Raw genomic sequence first — 16,288 nt, 5'->3', positions numbered from 1 at the left:
ATGCCCGCGCCAAAGCGGATTGGGAGGAAACATGGATATTTTGCGAGGCGGCCCGAGGGTCGCTGCTGGTTCGTCATTTCAGTTCACGGCAGCCATGGTAGCTCCATTGTGCGATGAGGGCCAAGGTACCGCTGGCACCTTCGTCTCTCGCAGCTTCCAGCTTGAACGCGCCCCTCGCGAAGCGTTGCTGAATATCTCCGCTCTCGGGCTTTACCGCGCCTTCATCAACGGTCGCCGCGTTGGCTCGGATCTGCTTACGCCTGGCTGGACCTGCTATGACGATCGTATCGCCTATCAGTCCTATGACGTGGCCAGCCTGCTTCAGCCAGGCGAAAACAACATCGAGATTTGGCTCGGCGACGGCTGGTATCGCGGCCAGCTCATGTGGGCGTCAAACCCGATCTTCAACTGCTGGGGCGAACGCACGGCCGCCATCGCCGAGCTCAGCATCGATGGCGCCTTGGCGCTGAAGACGGACTCCACCTGGAAAAGCGGGCTGACACCCGTGACGCGGAACGGCATCTATTACGGCGAAGATTACGACGCCCGCGTGAGCACAGAAGCCGCATTCGGCGTGGAAGAGCTTGTTTTCGACAAGACCTTGCTTGTTCCGCATGAGGCGGCCGCCGTTGTGGAACTCGCACCGTTTGAGCCGATCGACAGCTGGGCGGAAGAGGATGGTCGGCTGGTCTATGATTTCGGCCAGAATGCCGGCGCATATATCCGCGTCGAGGCACAGGGCGAGGCAGGCGCCAGCGTTCGCGTGGAGCATTCCGAAGTCCTCGGCCCCAACAATTTCTTCGACAATCGCAACTATCGCAGCGCCCGCGCCGAACTCGTCTACACCCTGTCGGGTGACGGTGTCGAAACATACGCGCCGCTGTTCACGTTCATGGGCTTCCGCTACGCCCGCGTTACAGTCACCGGCGACGCGAAGCTGGCCTCCATCAAGATGATCCCGATCACCTCGGTCCCGGTCGCGACAGGGGGCATCACGACGGGTGTGTCCGCCGTCAACCGCCTCGTCGAGAATACGATCTGGTCGCAGCGATCGAACTTCATCGAAATACCGACAGACTGCCCGCAGCGCGACGAACGTCTGGGATGGACGGGCGACGCCCAGGTCTTTGCCGGCACTGCGTGCTGGCTTGCCGATAGCCAGCTGTTCCTCCGGAAATTCCTTCGCGATGTGATGCACGATCAGAGAGAGAACGGAGCGGTACCGCACTTCTCGCCGGATCCGACGCGTCTGCATCCGATCAGCAACCGTGGCGATTGGGCCGGCTCGACCGGTTGGGGCGATGCGATCGTCATCATCCCCTGGCAACTCTATCTCCACTATGGCGACAAGGCCGCCTTGCAGGAATGCTTCCCCGCGATGCTACGTTGGCTGGACTACCTCTGGGGTATTTCCGATGGCCCGATCATTCGTCCCCCGGCGGTTTGGGGTGAACACGGCTTCACGTTCGGCGACTGGCTGCAGCCGGTCGGAGACAATCGCAAGCCGCGCCCGACCGTTGCTGACGATTGCGCCGCAACGCTCTACCACTTCGTCGCCACGCAGCTGACGGCGAAGATCGCAAGGGTGCTCGGCAATACGAACGAGGCGCAGCGCCTCGACGGCAAGCTTGAAAATATCCGCGAGGCATTCAAGAACGAGTTCTTCTCTCCGTCGGGCCGCATTGCGCATAACGATCAGAGCTCATGGGCGATCGCCTTCCTGTATGGCCTCGTTCCACCTGAGTACGAAGAGGCAGGTCGCGGCTATTTCCGCCGGGTCGCGGAAGAGACCGATGGCGTGATCGGCACCGGCTTTATCGGAACGCCCGCACTGCTGCCTGCCCTCACCCGTCTCGACATGCTCGACCTCGCGGAAAAGATGTTCCTCAACCGCAAGGTTCCCGGTTGGCTTTACCAGGTGGAGCGCGGTGCGACATCGATCTGGGAGCGCTGGGATGCGCTTGCAGAAGACGGGTCGATCTATGACCCCGACATGAACAGCTACAACCACTATGCCTATGGTGCCGTTTGCCAATGGTTATTCGAGGATGTGGCCGGGATCCGGCCCCTCGAGGACAAGCCGGGATTTGAGGAAATTGAGTTCGATCCCGCGATCCTTCCGACTCTGTCTCCCGTTTCGGCATGGCACGACACACGGCTTGGTCGCATCGAGGCCGGATGGAGTGTTGAGGGCGGAAAGGTGACGTGCCATCTTGAAATTCCTGATGGCATTACGGCACACATACGCGCAAACCGTGTAAGGCAGAACATGAAGGTGAACGGTGCCGACATGGCGGGTGACGCGCGTGTCCAGATCAGACAGGGACGCCACTCGATAACGTTCGACATTTGATCAGAAAGCGCGGCAAGCGCGCGAACGACATGACTAATTGTAACGGCAAATCGCCCGTCTTTGGAGGAGAAGATGACAATGCGAATGACGAAATGCAGCATCATCGCAGCGGCTACGTTGGCGCTGGCGAGTAGCGTCGCCCACGCCGATGTGACCTTGAGCGTGTTGATCGACACAAACCCGGAAACGATCGCTTCGTTCGATGCCGTTTCCAAGGCTTACAGCGAGAAAAACCCCGATGTGACCTTCGACGTCGAGCAGCGTGCGGGTGGTTCCGAAGGCGACAACATCGTCAAGACCCGTCTGGCAACCGGCGAGATGCCGGATGTTTTCCAGTATAACAGCGGCTCGCTTTTCAAAGCCCTGAAGCCTGAGCAGACAATGGCCGATCTCTCCGATCTGCCATCCGCCGCGGGCATCCTTGAGAGCTTCAAGAAGGTCGTCAGCGGAGCCGACGGTCACGTCCGCGGTATTCCGTTTGGTCCGGCGATGGGTGGCGGCATCTTCTACAACAGGAAGATCTATGCCGAGCTCGGCCTGCAGCCGCCAAAGACCTGGGCCGAATTCATCGCCAACAACGAGAAGGTCAAGGCTGCCGGCAAGGTCGCCATCGCCCAAACTTACGGCACGACCTGGACATCGCAGATCTTTGTCCTGGCTGATTTCTTCAACGTTCAGACCGAGGTGCCGACCTTTGCTGACGACTACACTGCCAACAAGGTGAAGTATGCCACGACACCTGCGGCACTTCGCGGCTTCGAGCACCAGGAAGAAGTGGCGAAAGCAGGCTTCTTCAACGAGGATTTCGGCGCCGCAACCTTCGATGACGGCATGCGCATGGTCTCGACGGGCGAAGCAGCACATTACCCCAGCCTGACCTTCGGCATCGGCAACATCCAGCAGAACTTTCCCGACAACGTTCAAGACGTCGGATTTTTCGCTGAACCCGGGACCGATGCCGCCAAGAACGGCTTGACGATCTGGATGCCGGCAGCACTCTATCTTTCTGCGAAGGCCGAACATCTCGAGGAGGCTAAGAAGTTCCTCGATTTCGTAGCCTCCAAGGAAGGTTGCGAGCTGATGGCCAAGGCGGTGCCGTCGGGTCCGTATCTGATCAAGGGCTGCGAGCTTCCCAAGGACGTGCCGCAGGCAGTCACGGACATGCTTCCGTATTTCCAGACGGAAGGCCGAAACGGCCCGGCGCTGGAATTCCTGTCGCCCGTGAAAGGACCGGCACTCGAGCAGATCACCGTCGAGGTCGGAACGGGTATCCGCTCCGCCAAGGACGCAGCCGCGCTTTACGACCAGGACGTCGCAAAGCAGGCAAAGCAGCTCGGCCTGCCGAACTGGTAACCTCCCAGACGCAGCTTGCCCGGCAGATATCTGGGCAAGCTGCTAGGAGCCGCTATGGTTATACGCAAGTCACCCTACCCCTATTGGTTCATCCTGCCGGCGGCGGTCATCTTCACCGTCCTGTTTCTGGCCCCCACAATCGCATCCTTCTGGTTCAGCCTGACACGTTGGGACTTGTTCACGACCGTGTTCATCGGACTTGAGAACTACAAGCAGTTCTTCCGCGAGCCCTTCCTGATCCAGGGACTGACGAACACCGTCATCTACGCGGTGGCGACGTCGGCCGCGAAGACGGTTCTCGGCCTGCTTCTGGCTGTCCTGCTGACATCCGGACTCTGGGCCCAGGGTCTTCTTCGAACGGTAATCTTCTTTCCCGTTCTGGTGTCGACCATCGGCGTCGGCATAACCTTTTCCGTTCTCATGCATCCGACGCGTGGCATCATCAATGTCGCGCTGGCTGCCATCGGCATCCACGGTCCCGGCTGGCTGACGGATCCGGCGCTGGCGCTCTACTCGATCGTTCTCGTCGATCTCTGGAAGGGCATCGGACTTGCGACGGTGATCTATATCGCCGGATTGGCATCCATCAGCGCCGACTACTACGAGGCAGCGCGCATCGACGGTGCAACGAGAACGCAGATGTTTTTCCGCGTGACCATCCCCCTGGTCAAGCCGGCCACGATCACCGTCATCACCCTCTCGTTGATCGGCGGCCTGCGTAGCTTCGATCTGATCTGGGCCATGACAAAGGGCGGCCCCGGCTTTTCCTCGGACGTGCTCGCGAGCGTGATCTACAAGCAATATCAGGCCGGCTTCTATGGATTATCCACGGCCGGGAACGTCATCCTGTTCGTCCTGATCGCCGCGATCGTCTTGCCGCTCACCTTCTGGCTCAATCGCAAGGAGGTCGACATATGACCCGGCGCCAGTTTTACACCGGAGCCTCCGCGTTGGTCGCATGCTGCGTGATCTTCGTGATGCCGTTCCTGTTCATCTTTCTGACGGCCGCGAAAACCAAGCAGGATGCAGCGGCACTGAAATTCACCCTGCCAAGCGAGTGGCATCTATGGACGAACTTCATAGATGTGATCCAAGCCCGCAACTATATGCTGCTGCTGGCATATCTCAACTCGACGATCATCACGGTGGCTGCCGTCACATTGCTCGTCCTGTTCGGCGCAATGGTCGGCTATGTCCTGCAGCGCCGGCCATCGCAATGGAACGCGGTCATCTATGCCTTTGTGCTGGCCGGCTTGATGATCCCGCCTGCCGTGGTGCCGACGATCTGGGTGCTGCAGGCTCTTGGCCTGTTCAAGACGCTCTCCGGCATGGTTTTGATCCAGGTTGCCTACGGCCTGTCGTTCACCGTGCTGCTCTTTCGGAGCTTCATCGCGACAATTCCACGCGATCTGGACGAAGCAGCGATTATCGACGGCGCAAAGCCGTCGCAGATCTTCTTCCGTGTCGTCCTGCCTTTGTTGAAGCCGGTGACCGTAACCGTCATCGTCGTCCAATCGATCGCGATCTTCAACGATTTCACCAACCCTCTCTACTACCTGCCCGGCCGGGAAAACGTGACCGTGCAGCTCACTCTCTATAACTTCCAGGGACAGTTCCAAACGCAGTTCAATCTGCTGTTCATGAACATCCTGCTCGTGACCATACCGCCGCTGATCGTCTTCATCTTCTTTAACCGACAGATCGTAGCGGGCATGACTGCCGGCGCAGTGAAAGGATAATTTATGACAAGTGTTGTTCTCGACGGCGTAAAAAAGAGCTTCGGCGGCCTCGAAGTCATCAAGGGCATCGATCTCACCATTGCCGCCGGAGAGTTTTGCGTGTTCGTTGGCCCGTCAGGCTGCGGAAAGTCAACGTTGCTCAGAATGATCTCAGGGCTTGAAACATCGAGCGCCGGGAAAATCGTCATCGACGACAAGGATGTGACCGACGCAGAACCCTCCGAGCGCGGTATTGCAATGGTGTTTCAATCCTATGCCTTGTACCCGCATCTTACAGTCGCTGAAAATATCGGTTTCGGCCTTTCGCTCGCGAAAAGACCCAAGGCGGAAATCGCGGAGAAGGTCAAGCAAATCGCCGATATCTTGCAACTGTCGCATCTGCTCGATCGGAAACCGAAAGCGCTTTCCGGCGGCCAACGACAACGCGTGGCGATCGGAAGGGCCATCATCCGAAATCCGAAGGTGTTTCTATTCGACGAACCGCTGTCCAACCTCGACGCTTCCCTACGATCACAGATGCGCATGGAGCTGACCGAACTGCATGCGCGACTCGGCGCGACCATGATCTACGTCACGCACGACCAAGTAGAAGCCATGACCATGGCCGACAAGATCGTCGTGTTGAACGGCGGCCATATCGAGCAGGTAGGCTCTCCGATGACGCTTTACAACGGGCCGCAGACAGCCTTTGTCGCGGGCTTTATCGGATCCCCCAAGATGAACCTCTTTGAGGGAGCGATCGCCAAGGCAGAGGGATGTCGCATATACGGTGTCCGACCCGAGCACCTGTCGCTTTCGCCGACCGACGGCAAGTGGCGAGGCACCGTCCGGCACATCGAGCGGCTGGGCGCGGATTCTATCGTCCATCTCGATGTCGAGACGCTGGGATCGTTGCTGGTTCGCACCGACGGCGACAAGGCCATCACCATCGGCGACGCGGCGTTCGCCTCACCAATGCCGAGCAAAGAACATCGTTTTAGCTAGGCGCTGCCTTAAATATCGGGGAAAACCGACTAGCGTTGGCAGACGCTGGAGGTAACCGTGGTGAAAATCGGAGCAGTTACGAAAAGCTAGCTGCGATCGCGCGAGCATCAAAACCCCGCATTTGCGGCGTGGTCCAAACCGCCGGGCAACCAATGCAACCCATTATCGGTTGCAGATTATGGCGGCCGTAGAATAAATAGTGACGTCGAACAAACAAGGCCGCCTCTCATGAAGGCGGCCTCAATTTTACATCTGCTACGCGCAGATGGCGAAGCAGATGTATTGCCGCTATAGATTCGCGTTCTTGGTAGTTGAAGTTTTCGACCAACCGAGACCATGATATAATAGGATCGCACCGATCGTTGCGGTGCCGATGCCATCTAGCGTAAATCCTGCTACTGCCAGCTTAAAGTTGCCCGCGCCCAGCACAAGCGCAACGCCGACAGTGATGAGATTGCGCGGTTCGGCGAAATCGACCTTGTTTTCAACCCAGATGCGGCCGGCAGTCGCTGCGATAAGCCCAAAGACGACGATCGAGAGGCCGCCGATGACAGGGGCGGGGATGGTCTGTATCAGGGCTCCGAATTTCGGCGAAAAACCAAGTAGGATCGCGACCGCGGCCGCGACAAGGAACACGAGTGTCGAGAAAATGCGTGTAACAGCCATAACGCCCATGTTTTCCGCATAGGTCGTCATTCCTGTGCCCCCGAACGCACCCGATAACATGGTAGCGACACCATCTCCAATGAAGGCGCGACCGAGGTAAGGGTCCAGGTTACGTCCGGTCATGGCACCGATTGCCTTGATGTGCCCCAGGTTTTCCGCGATGAGGATAACGACAACGGGCACAATTAGAGCCACGGCGGAGGCAGAGAAGATGGGTGTTGTGAAGTGCGGCCAACCGAACCATGGAGCAGCAGCCACTCCGGTAAAGTCGATGGGAGCGCCAAGCCTCAAAACGTTGGCGACGACGTAGTAGGCGAAATAGGCGAGCGCACCGCCGATGAGGATCGGCAGGCGGCGTGACATGCCTGGTGCATAGACCGCGATGGCGCCAACAGCCACGAACGTCAGGATCGCGATCCAACGCGAGAGCTGGCTCCCATCAGGGCTAGCAGCATTGATACCAGACGCGCTCGATATCGCGATCGGTGCCAGCACAAGTCCGATTGCCGCGACAATCGCACCGGTGAGGACAGGTGGCATCAACCGCTCGATCCAGCGGTGACCTGCGAACGCAACCAAGACACCGATCAGCGCATAAAGCACACCAGCGGCAATGATACCGCCCAAAGCCAGCGCGATGTTCGGATTTGGCGCGCCGGCTGTCGCTGCGGTCGCAGCAAGTACGGGACCGATGAAGGCGAAAGATGAACCAAGATAGCTCGGAACTCGACCACCAACGGCAATGAAGAAAATCAGCGTCGAGATTCCCGAGAACAGAATGGATACGTTGGGATCGAAGCCCATGATAAGCGGAGCAAGCACGGTCGAGCCGAACATCGCAACGACATGCTGCAGTCCCAGCACCAACGTCTGCGCAGCCGGCAACCGTTCATCGGGCTGGATCCGCCCTTCCGCCTTTAACCGCCAGCGCGGAAAATAGCCGCCAGTCTCGCTCATCATTCGTCCCTTCGATGTTGTTGCGCAGAACCGCGCCCGAGGCGCCTGTACGCGCTGTGACACCGGTCCAGATTAGGGTTATCGCCCATCGCATACGCAAATTGACATCTAATGTCATTGGGGTGCAGAGTTTACCCACAGTGGCTGGGCTGTTCAGTCTATCCATCGTCAGCCGTCGGGTGCACATGAGGGGAAATAAACTGGAGACACCACCAGGCACACTTCGCGACCTGCTCTTATGTGAAGCCGTTGCGCCGATGCTCGTCTACGATCGTGGGCGAGGGAGTTCTAGGCCTCGATACGGAAGAAGTATGCGATTTTTGCTCTTGTGAGCGGAAAAAAATCTGCTTTATATGAGCGATTGCTACTTGGCTTTCGGGGGAATAGCCGATGATGTGGACGCGCAGGAGCCTACTATTCGGTGGACTGGTTTCAGTCGGCGCCGTTGCGCTCCAAAAGCCGGTCGTAGCAGTGGCTCCGTCCTATTTTGCTGGTACCAGCACAGACAACGGCGTCGCTTTCAGAAGCACAAATTTCGCGAAAATCGAGAAGAAGTGGCATAGGCAGGTCGTCAAGTATTTCAGTGATGAGCCAATCGGCACTGTCGTTGTCGATACCACGCATCATTTTCTCTACCTGATCATGGAGAACAAGACCGCGATCCGGTACGGCGTCGGCGTCGGCCGTGAGGGCTTCAAATGGTACGGACGAGCGACTATCGACCGCAAGGCGCTCTGGCCGCGCTGGACACCGCCCCCTGAGATGCGCAATCGGCACCCGGAGCTTCCAGAATCCGTCGATGGCGGTTCACCGAGCAACCCGCTGGGGCCGCGTGCCATGTATCTGCTGCGCGACGGCGTGGATACCGGCTATCGCTTCCACGGTACTTTGGAGCCTGGGAGCATTGGCAGGGATGCCTCTAGCGGTTGCATCCGCATGTTCAACGAAGATGCGATCGATCTTTATCAGCGCTGTCCGATCGGGACTGCGGTGCAGGTGCTGCCACATATAGCCGATCAGGCGCAAAATGCTGCCCAGGCCAGACAGCCCCTCTCGGCGGAATGAGGAAATCACACTGATGTTTGATTTGACCGGATTGCCGAAAATACATGCTGTTGCAATCATCGTGGCGACGCTTGCTGCATGCAGTACGACTGAACTCGCCGAGGTGGAAGAGCCATTGCCAACGAAGATGACGGGCCAAACCAACGATCCGGCGCCCGGCTTCGAGAATATAGCATCTGGCAGCGAAGAAGACTTCATTCTCAATGTCGGCCGTCGCACCTATTTCGCACAGGACTCGGCAACGCTTGATTCCGTCGCCAAGGCGACATTGGATAAGCAGGCTGTTTGGCTTAATAATAACCCTCAATGGCTTGTCAAACTACAGGGCTTTGCCGACGATTCTGGATCTGGGGCAGCGATGACTTCGCTGTCGCGAAAACGTGCTGACGCGGTGATGGCCTATCTAGTAGAGAAAGGCGTCGCATCGGATCGGCTGTGGGCCAAGGGCTATGGCAACGACCGCGAAGTCAGGGATTGCACAAACCGATCCTGCAAGGTGCAGAACAGGCGCGTCGTCACCAACCTTCGCTCGCAACGCGATTCAGTGTAAGCCTTCTATCAAGGGGCATAGATCGGTTGGAGCAGCATCGCCAAGATACAATGCATGGATGAACTTTTTAAGCGGCTTCTAGTTCAGCCCTGGCGCAGCCCTACAGATATTGTGTGACTACAGCACTATTGCGAGAGTAATGCGCGGTAGGCGCCTCGTTCAGCCTAGAACGTTGCGTTCTGAACTAGGCCATCGTCCCCAGTTCTGCATCGGTCACGAATAAGTTTAGCGACGTTCAACGCGCGAGGACGGCGAGTTGCATTGTCAGTCACGTGCAGGAATGTGAGGTCTTGAACGACCGGTTGCGTGCCCGGTGGGGCACAGATTGCGAGCTCACCCCGTGCGATTTGTGGCGACAAGAGCCTCAGAGCTTCAAGACCGACACCGCCGCCGTTGATAAGCGTTGGGACAATGTAGCTGATCCGGTTGTAACTGAGCCGTCGAATGCTCGCATCATCGAAGCCGTTGAAATCGAACCAATGCTTCCAAGTCACCGCGTTCGTTTCATTGGCCAGAAGCAAATGTGACTTGAGGTCGGCAATCGTCCTGATATGTTCTGCGAGATGCGTGGCGCAAACCGGTACAAAAGTATCCGGACCCAACGGTTCGATATCGGGAATTGCCCGCGCGCCCGCGCCATAGACAATTGCGACATCAAAGCCGCGATAAGACTGAAAGTCGGGTGTTTCATCTGCCGTAATTCTAATGTCAGTCGCTTGTTCGCTCATCAAATCCACAAGAGCGGGGCCGAGCAGTTGCGCGGCTATACCCGGTGGGCTGGAGAAGGATAACGGGCGCCCACTGTCCGGAGTGATCGCGGTCAAGCCGTGCCTAATGTGATCGAAGCCATCCTCAATGTGTCGAAGCAAGAGCCTGCCTGCGGGCGTCAGAGCCAGTCTATTGTTGGATCTCAAAAACAACTGGCAATCCAGACGATCCTCCAGCTTGCGAATCGACTGGCTGACAGCGCTGGTCGTCAAAGCCAGATTGTCGGCCGCGAGCTTAAACGAGCTCAGCCTGCCCGCTTCGGCAAAGACTTCAAGATTGGCTAAGGGCACGGAAAGGCGCGGCATTGGTTTAGACTAGCTTCATCACGATTTAGAACCTATTGTTTGTATGCGGCGGAATGCCCCATTAATCAAGCTGCGTAAGTGGCAGTTGGGGCAGCCACTTTCCTTGTTCCTTTCTCACGGCATCCCAATCCAGTAGACGGGTAACTCATTTAGCGCAGCTATACTGAGCGATGCATCCCTGTCGCTTGCGTGCCGTGTGCCAGGGGCATTTCCTCCCAAATGTGCCCCAGGAGCGAGAACTTGACGTCTGAATTTAAACCACGATCCGTGGGCGTCTCATTGGCGACGCGGATAGCATCTTGGCTTGTTGCCCTGATACTCTTTGCGATCGGCGCATATTTCATCTACGGTGGGAGCGAACTCCTCAAGGTTGGCGGCTCGCCTTATTACGTCGCCGCCGGTATTGTCTTGCTGGTCACGGCTTTCCTGCTGGTCAGGTTGCGCGTTCAGGCAGCCTATCTTTACGCGGCCTTCTTCCTTGCCACAGCGCTTTGGTCTTTCTGGGAAGTCGGCTTTAAGTTTTGGCCGCTTGCCGCGCGCCTCGGAATGTTCGCCGTTGGCGGTCTGTTGATCGCGCTGGTCGTTCCTCGCTTCCCGAAGACGTCGGGTGCCTTCCGCAAGGCATCTTATCTGTTGGCAGGGATTTCCGCCGTGGGGTTGGCTGCTGCCTTTATCAGCGCTTTCTTCCCCATCTGGATCGTAAAACCCGACCACAGCCCGGAGATTGCAGCCGACTACAAATCGTCCACCGAGCCTACCAACTCGGTTGGCTTTGGTCGTACACCATCGGGTGAACAGTTCGCGCCCTATGACCAGATTACCCGCGAGAACGTCGGCAAGCTTCAGGTGGCCTGGACTTTCCGCAGCGGCGACGTCACCGGAAACGGCCGGGAAAATCAAAATACGCCGCTTCAGATCGGCAATACGCTCTACGCCTGCACGCCTACCAACCAGGTATTTGCGTTGCGTGGTGATACCGGAGAAGAACTCTGGCACTACAACCCGGAAGTGACAGTCAAGGATACAGCCAACTGGAGCCGCTGCCGCTCGCTGGCCTATCTTGAGGTGCCGGCACTCCCGGCTGACGCCATTGGAAAGAAGCGCATCTACCTGACAACTGGCACCATGCGCCTCATTGCATTGGATGCGAATACCGGCAAGCCGGTTCCAGGCTTTGGCGAGAACGGTATAGTTTCCCTCGCTGAAGGGATGGGCAAGGTCGATCCCGGCTTCTACAATCCGACATCGGGGCCGCTGCTTGCCGGAGGCAATCTCATTGTCGGCGGCTGGGTTATGGACAATCAGTCCACGGATGAACCCTCCGGCGTAGTGCGCGCGTTCGACGCCGTAACAGGCAAGTTCTCATGGGCATGGGATGTCGGCCGCCCGGGTCAACCGAACCCGCCGGCGGAAGGCGAACATTATACCCGCGGCACTCCGAACACCTGGGCAACACCTAGCTATGACGCGGCGCTAAACATGGTCTACCTGCCTACGGGCAATGGCACGCCGGATCTTTTCGGCGGAATGCGCTCGCCCGAGACGGAGCGGGTCAGCTCGTCGGTTGTCGCGGTCGATGCGACGACCGGTGAACAGAAGTGGAGCTACCAGTTCGTTCATCATGACGTCTGGGACTACGACATGCCGTCGAAGCCAGTGCTCTGTGACATGCCAGATGGCAAGGGCGGACGTATACCTGCTCTGATCCAGGCCGGCAAGAACGGCGAGATCTATGTGCTGGACCGTCGCACTGGAAAGCCACTCACTGCGGTAGAGGAACGCTCTGTTCCGACCGAAGGGGTCAATGGTGAGTTTCTTTCCAAGACGCAGCCTTACTCTGTGGGCATGCCTTCGATGCGTGACGCGGTTCTCACTGAAGCTTCGATGTGGGGTATCACACCCATCGACCAGCTCAATTGCCGCATCCAGTTCAAGGAACTCTACTACAAGGGCGATTACACGCCACCGCAATTGCAATGGTATCTTCAGAACCCGTCCTGGTACGGCACCACCAATTGGGGTGGCCAGTCCATCGACAAGCAGCACGACATCATGATCGTCAACGATATGCGTGTTGCAATGAAGGGACGCCTTCTCAAGCGTGAAGACGAAATCCGCCGCACTGCCGAAACCGGCAAGACGCAAGCCGGCGTCGGCGGTGTCGTGCCTCTCAGCAACACGCCCTACGGCGCAGAGCGCGGCATGGTGCAGTCCTTCCTCGGCGTTCCCTGCACGACACCGCCTTTCGGAACCATCGGCGCAATCGATATGCGCACGAAAAAAATGCTTTGGCACCGCTCCATCGGCACGCCGGAGCAGTTTGGACCGCTCGGCATGAAAACGCATCTCCCGATCGAGCTGGGGATGCCGTCATTGGGTGGCACGGTCCCGACGGCTTCTGGATTGGTCTTCTTCTCCGCCACGTCTGATTATTATCTCCGCGCTCTCGACGTATTAACGGGTGAAGTCGTGTGGAAAAGCCCGCTTCCAGTCGGCGGGGGCTCGACGCCTCTTATTTATCTTTCGCCAGAAGATGGACGCCAGTATGTTATTGTTACCGCGGGTGGCGCACGGTCCTCCCCGGACTACGGTGACTACATCATCGCCTTTGCCTTGCCGAAATGACAATGGCGGGCCCCGTTCAGGCGGGGCCTACCACCCGTTCGAGTGGTTTCACTTGCTCAAATCGCCCTCCCTTTGCCAAACAGCCGGATCTTTATTGCGCGTGCGCGTCTGAGCTGGCTGGGGTTGCAATCAAGAGAAACATCGCGTCGACTGGGCGCAGTTTTCTATCATCCGCGCACGGATTTGATCGCCTAGATCGCCGCGTTGATCCCGCGTTAGGTAGCTGGTTAAAAGATATCAAGGATACGGCTGTCGGCGGCTCGGGCTTCGCGCGCTGGCGAGCCAAAACGGTGGTGAGAAATCTCGGCAGCGAGAAGTTCGAGCGATTTCGTTGTGTTAGCCTTGATTGTGTGAACCCTGCCCCTCCCTCCTTAAGCTTTCGTTAACCCTATAGTTCTGGACGATTTTCGAGAATCGTGGTCTACCATTTGGCGGGCAATGGCCGGTAAATCGGCTTGGAGCCGCCAAGAGGGTAAAATGGCAATAGCACAACGGACGGAATCGGTGGTCGCTTCGAAGGAAGATGCTGGCAGCAAGATCTTGCGCCACGCAAGTCTTCTCTCTGGGCAGCTCCAGCAACTGCGTATGCGGATGTACCCGCCCAAATCTGAAAAGATGCTTCGTCAGTTCCTGACCAACGAGGTCTCCAAGCTCACTTCAATCCCTGATTCGACATTGAAGCTGATGTCGAGTGAAGGGCGTGGTCCGGTGCCCAGCAGGCTCGAGAACAATCACCGCGTCTATACGCTCTCCCAGATCAATGAGTTGCGCGAGCTTTTCGCGGAACAGAAACCGGCGGATGCGCTGCGCTTTCTTCCTCGCCGGCGGAAAGGCGAGCATCTTCAGGTTCTGGCGATCGCCAACTTCAAGGGCGGGAGCGCCAAGACCACCACCTGCGTTCATCTTGCGCATTATCTCGCCATGCACGGCTACCGCGTCCTGGCTCTAGACCTGGACCCGCAGGCTTCTCTGTCGGCGCTTTTCGGCGCCCAGCCTGAGATGGATGTCGGTGCCAACGAGACTATTTATGCAGCACTCCGATACGACGAAGCGGAGCGCCGGCCCATTCGCGATATCATTCGCAAGACCTATTTCGATGGTGTCGATCTTATTCCAGGCAACTTGGAGGTCATGGAATACGAGCACGAAACGCCTCGTGTTCTTGCCAACCGCTCCGGATCGGGCGCTATATTCTTCGAACGCCTGAAGCTTGCCCTTGCCGAGGTCGAGAACGACTACGATGTCGTCATTCTCGATACGCCACCATCGCTCGGCTTTCTAACGCTGAGCGCGATCTATGCCGCGACGAGCATGATTATCACCGTTCACCCGGCCATGCTCGATGTCGCCTCGATGAGCCAGTTCCTTCTCATGATGGGTGACCTGATCAGCGTGTTGAACGAAAGCGGTGCCAAGCTGGACCAGGACTTCATTCGCTACCTCGTGACCCGCCACAATCCGAACGATGCACCACAGTCGCAGGTCGTGGCAATGATGCGCCACCTGTTCGGTCCCGACGTCCTTTTGCCCACGGCCATCGAGAGCACCGCAGTGGAGGCAGCCGGCCTGGCTAAGCGCTCCATTTATGAGCTCGAAATGGGCCAACTCGGACGCGACACCCACAAGCGTGCGCGCGAAGCGGTTGACGCGGTCAATGAGGCGATTGTCGGGCTTCTCAACAAGAGCTGGGGGCGTCCATGAGCAAGTCTCCGCGCAAATCCATTGTCGCGAGTTTCGGCCTTCTTTCTGCCGAACTGGAAAGCGGCAAGACGACCGACGTCAGCCATGAAGCCCCCCCTGCCCCGTCGCCCGCGACGGGCAATCGTGTTGGTGCAGGCGTCATCGGCGCCGCGCATCGCGCGATCGATGACATTCGTACGGAACGCGATCGCCTGAAGGCACTTGTGGAATCGGGCGGAGCGACCGTGCGTGACGTGGATGCGTCTTTGATCGACCCATCGCCCTACCCTGACCGTCTCCCTGACGACGATGCCGCGAGCTTTGACGCGTTCAAGCGCTCGATCGAGACCGATGGGCAGAAGGTTCCTATCCAGATCCGGAAGCATCCCTCCGATCAGGGGCGTTTTCAGATTGTCTACGGACATCGGCGCTGGCGTGCAGCCAAGGAGCTCAACAAGTCCGTCAGGGCTGTCGAAGTCGATATGTCCGACCTCGATCTCGTCGTGGCCCAAGGCATCGAGAATGCCAGCAGGCAAGACCTGACCTGGATCGAGCGCGCATTGTTTGCATCACGCATGGACGATGCCGGTATCAAGGCGCGCGAGATCTATGCCGCCTTGTCGATCGAGGCGGCCGAGCTTGCGCGCATGCGTAGCGTCTATCGCGCCGTGCCTGCCGACATTATCGAAGCAATCGGCCGTGCCCCCAAGATCGGCCGGCCACGATGGCTGGACCTGGCGAAGCTGATTTCCGGTGAGCCTGGATCTTTGGAGATCGCCAGAGAGACGCTGGCGCTCAAGGGTGATCCTGCGGAGTTCTCTGACCAGAGGTTCCAGCGTGTATTGGTCAGCCTGAAGCCCAGTGCTGAACCGCGACCGACACCAACGCCGATCGTCGACAGCAATGGCACGCGTCACGGTACGTACGTGGTCACTCCGAAGGAAATCCGGCTTGTGGCCGAGAATGGCCGCGAGCGGGACTTTTTGAAATTCATTGGAACGGAGCTGCCAGCGCTTGTCGAGCGGTTTGCGGCCATGCGGGAAACAAAGCTCTGATCGCTATCAAAGCTGTCAGCTGATGCAGGAAAGGACAACTAGCAAAAGAAAAAGGCCCCCAAACGTTGCCGTCGTGGAAGCCTCTCTCTCTGTGTAGCAACTAGAGAATCGCATTTCCCCGAATCACAGTCAAGACACTTTGGCACCTAATTTGGTGGACAGCTTTCTTTTGCCTTTTGAAAGGTGAA

Annotated in this window: 12 protein-coding genes; 10 read left to right on the top strand and 2 right to left on the bottom strand. The window is 57.9% G+C overall.

Annotated features, from left to right (window positions below; translation table 11 throughout):
• Window positions 1-31: 31 nt before the first annotated feature.
• From B3605_RS05735 to B3605_RS05715, 5 genes are all read left to right on the top strand, one after another.
• On the top strand, window positions 32-2,353 hold the full coding sequence (locus B3605_RS05735) for an alpha-L-rhamnosidase (protein WP_113168280.1): 2,322 nt from the start codon (window positions 32-34) through the stop codon (window positions 2,351-2,353).
• A gap of 72 nt (window positions 2,354-2,425) precedes the next feature.
• The gene (locus B3605_RS05730) at window positions 2,426-3,706 is read left to right on the top strand and encodes an ABC transporter substrate-binding protein (protein WP_409457170.1); all 1,281 of its coding nucleotides are present in this window, start codon (window positions 2,426-2,428) and stop codon (window positions 3,704-3,706) included.
• A 54-nt stretch (window positions 3,707-3,760) separates the two neighbouring features.
• Entirely contained in the window at window positions 3,761-4,624 is an 864-nt protein-coding gene (locus B3605_RS05725) for a carbohydrate ABC transporter permease (protein WP_113168281.1), read from the top strand.
• Window positions 4,621-5,445: a carbohydrate ABC transporter permease gene (locus tag B3605_RS05720; protein WP_296433226.1), complete on the top strand. Its 825-nt coding sequence runs from the start codon at window positions 4,621-4,623 to the stop codon at window positions 5,443-5,445. The genes B3605_RS05725 and B3605_RS05720 overlap by 4 nt, the downstream gene beginning before the upstream one ends.
• A gap of 3 nt (window positions 5,446-5,448) precedes the next feature.
• Window positions 5,449-6,429 (top strand): ABC transporter ATP-binding protein, encoded by a 981-nt coding sequence (locus tag B3605_RS05715; RefSeq protein ID WP_113168282.1) that lies wholly within the window; start codon window positions 5,449-5,451, stop codon window positions 6,427-6,429.
• 288 nt (window positions 6,430-6,717) lie between these two features.
• On the opposite strand, the gene B3605_RS05710 is transcribed toward B3605_RS05715, so the two are convergent.
• A complete protein-coding gene (locus B3605_RS05710) occupies window positions 6,718-8,052 on the bottom strand; it encodes a solute carrier family 23 protein (RefSeq protein ID WP_113168363.1) in 1,335 nt (444 codons plus the stop codon).
• Between the two features lie 390 nt (window positions 8,053-8,442).
• On the opposite strand from B3605_RS05710, the gene B3605_RS05705 reads away from it, so the two are divergent.
• Window positions 8,443-9,117: a L,D-transpeptidase gene (locus B3605_RS05705; RefSeq protein WP_112943439.1), complete on the top strand. Its 675-nt coding sequence runs from the start codon at window positions 8,443-8,445 to the stop codon at window positions 9,115-9,117.
• 13 nt (window positions 9,118-9,130) lie between these two features.
• Window positions 9,131-9,667 carry an OmpA family protein gene (locus tag B3605_RS05700; RefSeq protein WP_113168283.1) on the top strand — a complete coding sequence of 179 codons (537 nt, stop codon included), beginning with the start codon at window positions 9,131-9,133 and terminating at the stop codon, window positions 9,665-9,667.
• 164 nt (window positions 9,668-9,831) lie between these two features.
• On the opposite strand, the gene B3605_RS05695 is transcribed toward B3605_RS05700, so the two are convergent.
• A complete protein-coding gene (locus B3605_RS05695) occupies window positions 9,832-10,740 on the bottom strand; it encodes a LysR family transcriptional regulator (protein WP_113168284.1) in 909 nt (302 codons plus the stop codon).
• A 240-nt stretch (window positions 10,741-10,980) separates the two neighbouring features.
• On the opposite strand from B3605_RS05695, the gene B3605_RS05690 reads away from it, so the two are divergent.
• From B3605_RS05690 to repB, 3 genes are all read left to right on the top strand, one after another.
• A complete protein-coding gene (locus B3605_RS05690; protein ID WP_296433213.1) occupies window positions 10,981-13,365 on the top strand; it encodes a membrane-bound PQQ-dependent dehydrogenase, glucose/quinate/shikimate family in 2,385 nt (794 codons plus the stop codon).
• Window positions 13,366-13,803: 438 nt separating this feature from the next.
• Window positions 13,804-15,066, top strand: a complete 1,263-nt coding sequence (repA, locus tag B3605_RS05685; protein WP_112943443.1) for a plasmid partitioning protein RepA — start codon at window positions 13,804-13,806, stop codon at window positions 15,064-15,066.
• Window positions 15,063-16,100 (top strand): plasmid partitioning protein RepB, encoded by a 1,038-nt coding sequence (gene repB, locus B3605_RS05680; RefSeq protein WP_112943444.1) that lies wholly within the window; start codon window positions 15,063-15,065, stop codon window positions 16,098-16,100. The genes repA and repB overlap by 4 nt, the downstream gene beginning before the upstream one ends.
• The last annotated feature ends 188 nt before the right edge of the window (window positions 16,101-16,288 follow it).

Source organism: Rhizobium sp. UBA1881 (assembly GCF_002338015.1).
Taxonomy (GTDB): Bacteria; Pseudomonadota; Alphaproteobacteria; order Rhizobiales; family Rhizobiaceae; genus Rhizobium.
Note: the sequence above shows the minus strand (reverse complement) of the source record. Positions and strands in the feature narration are given on the sequence as shown.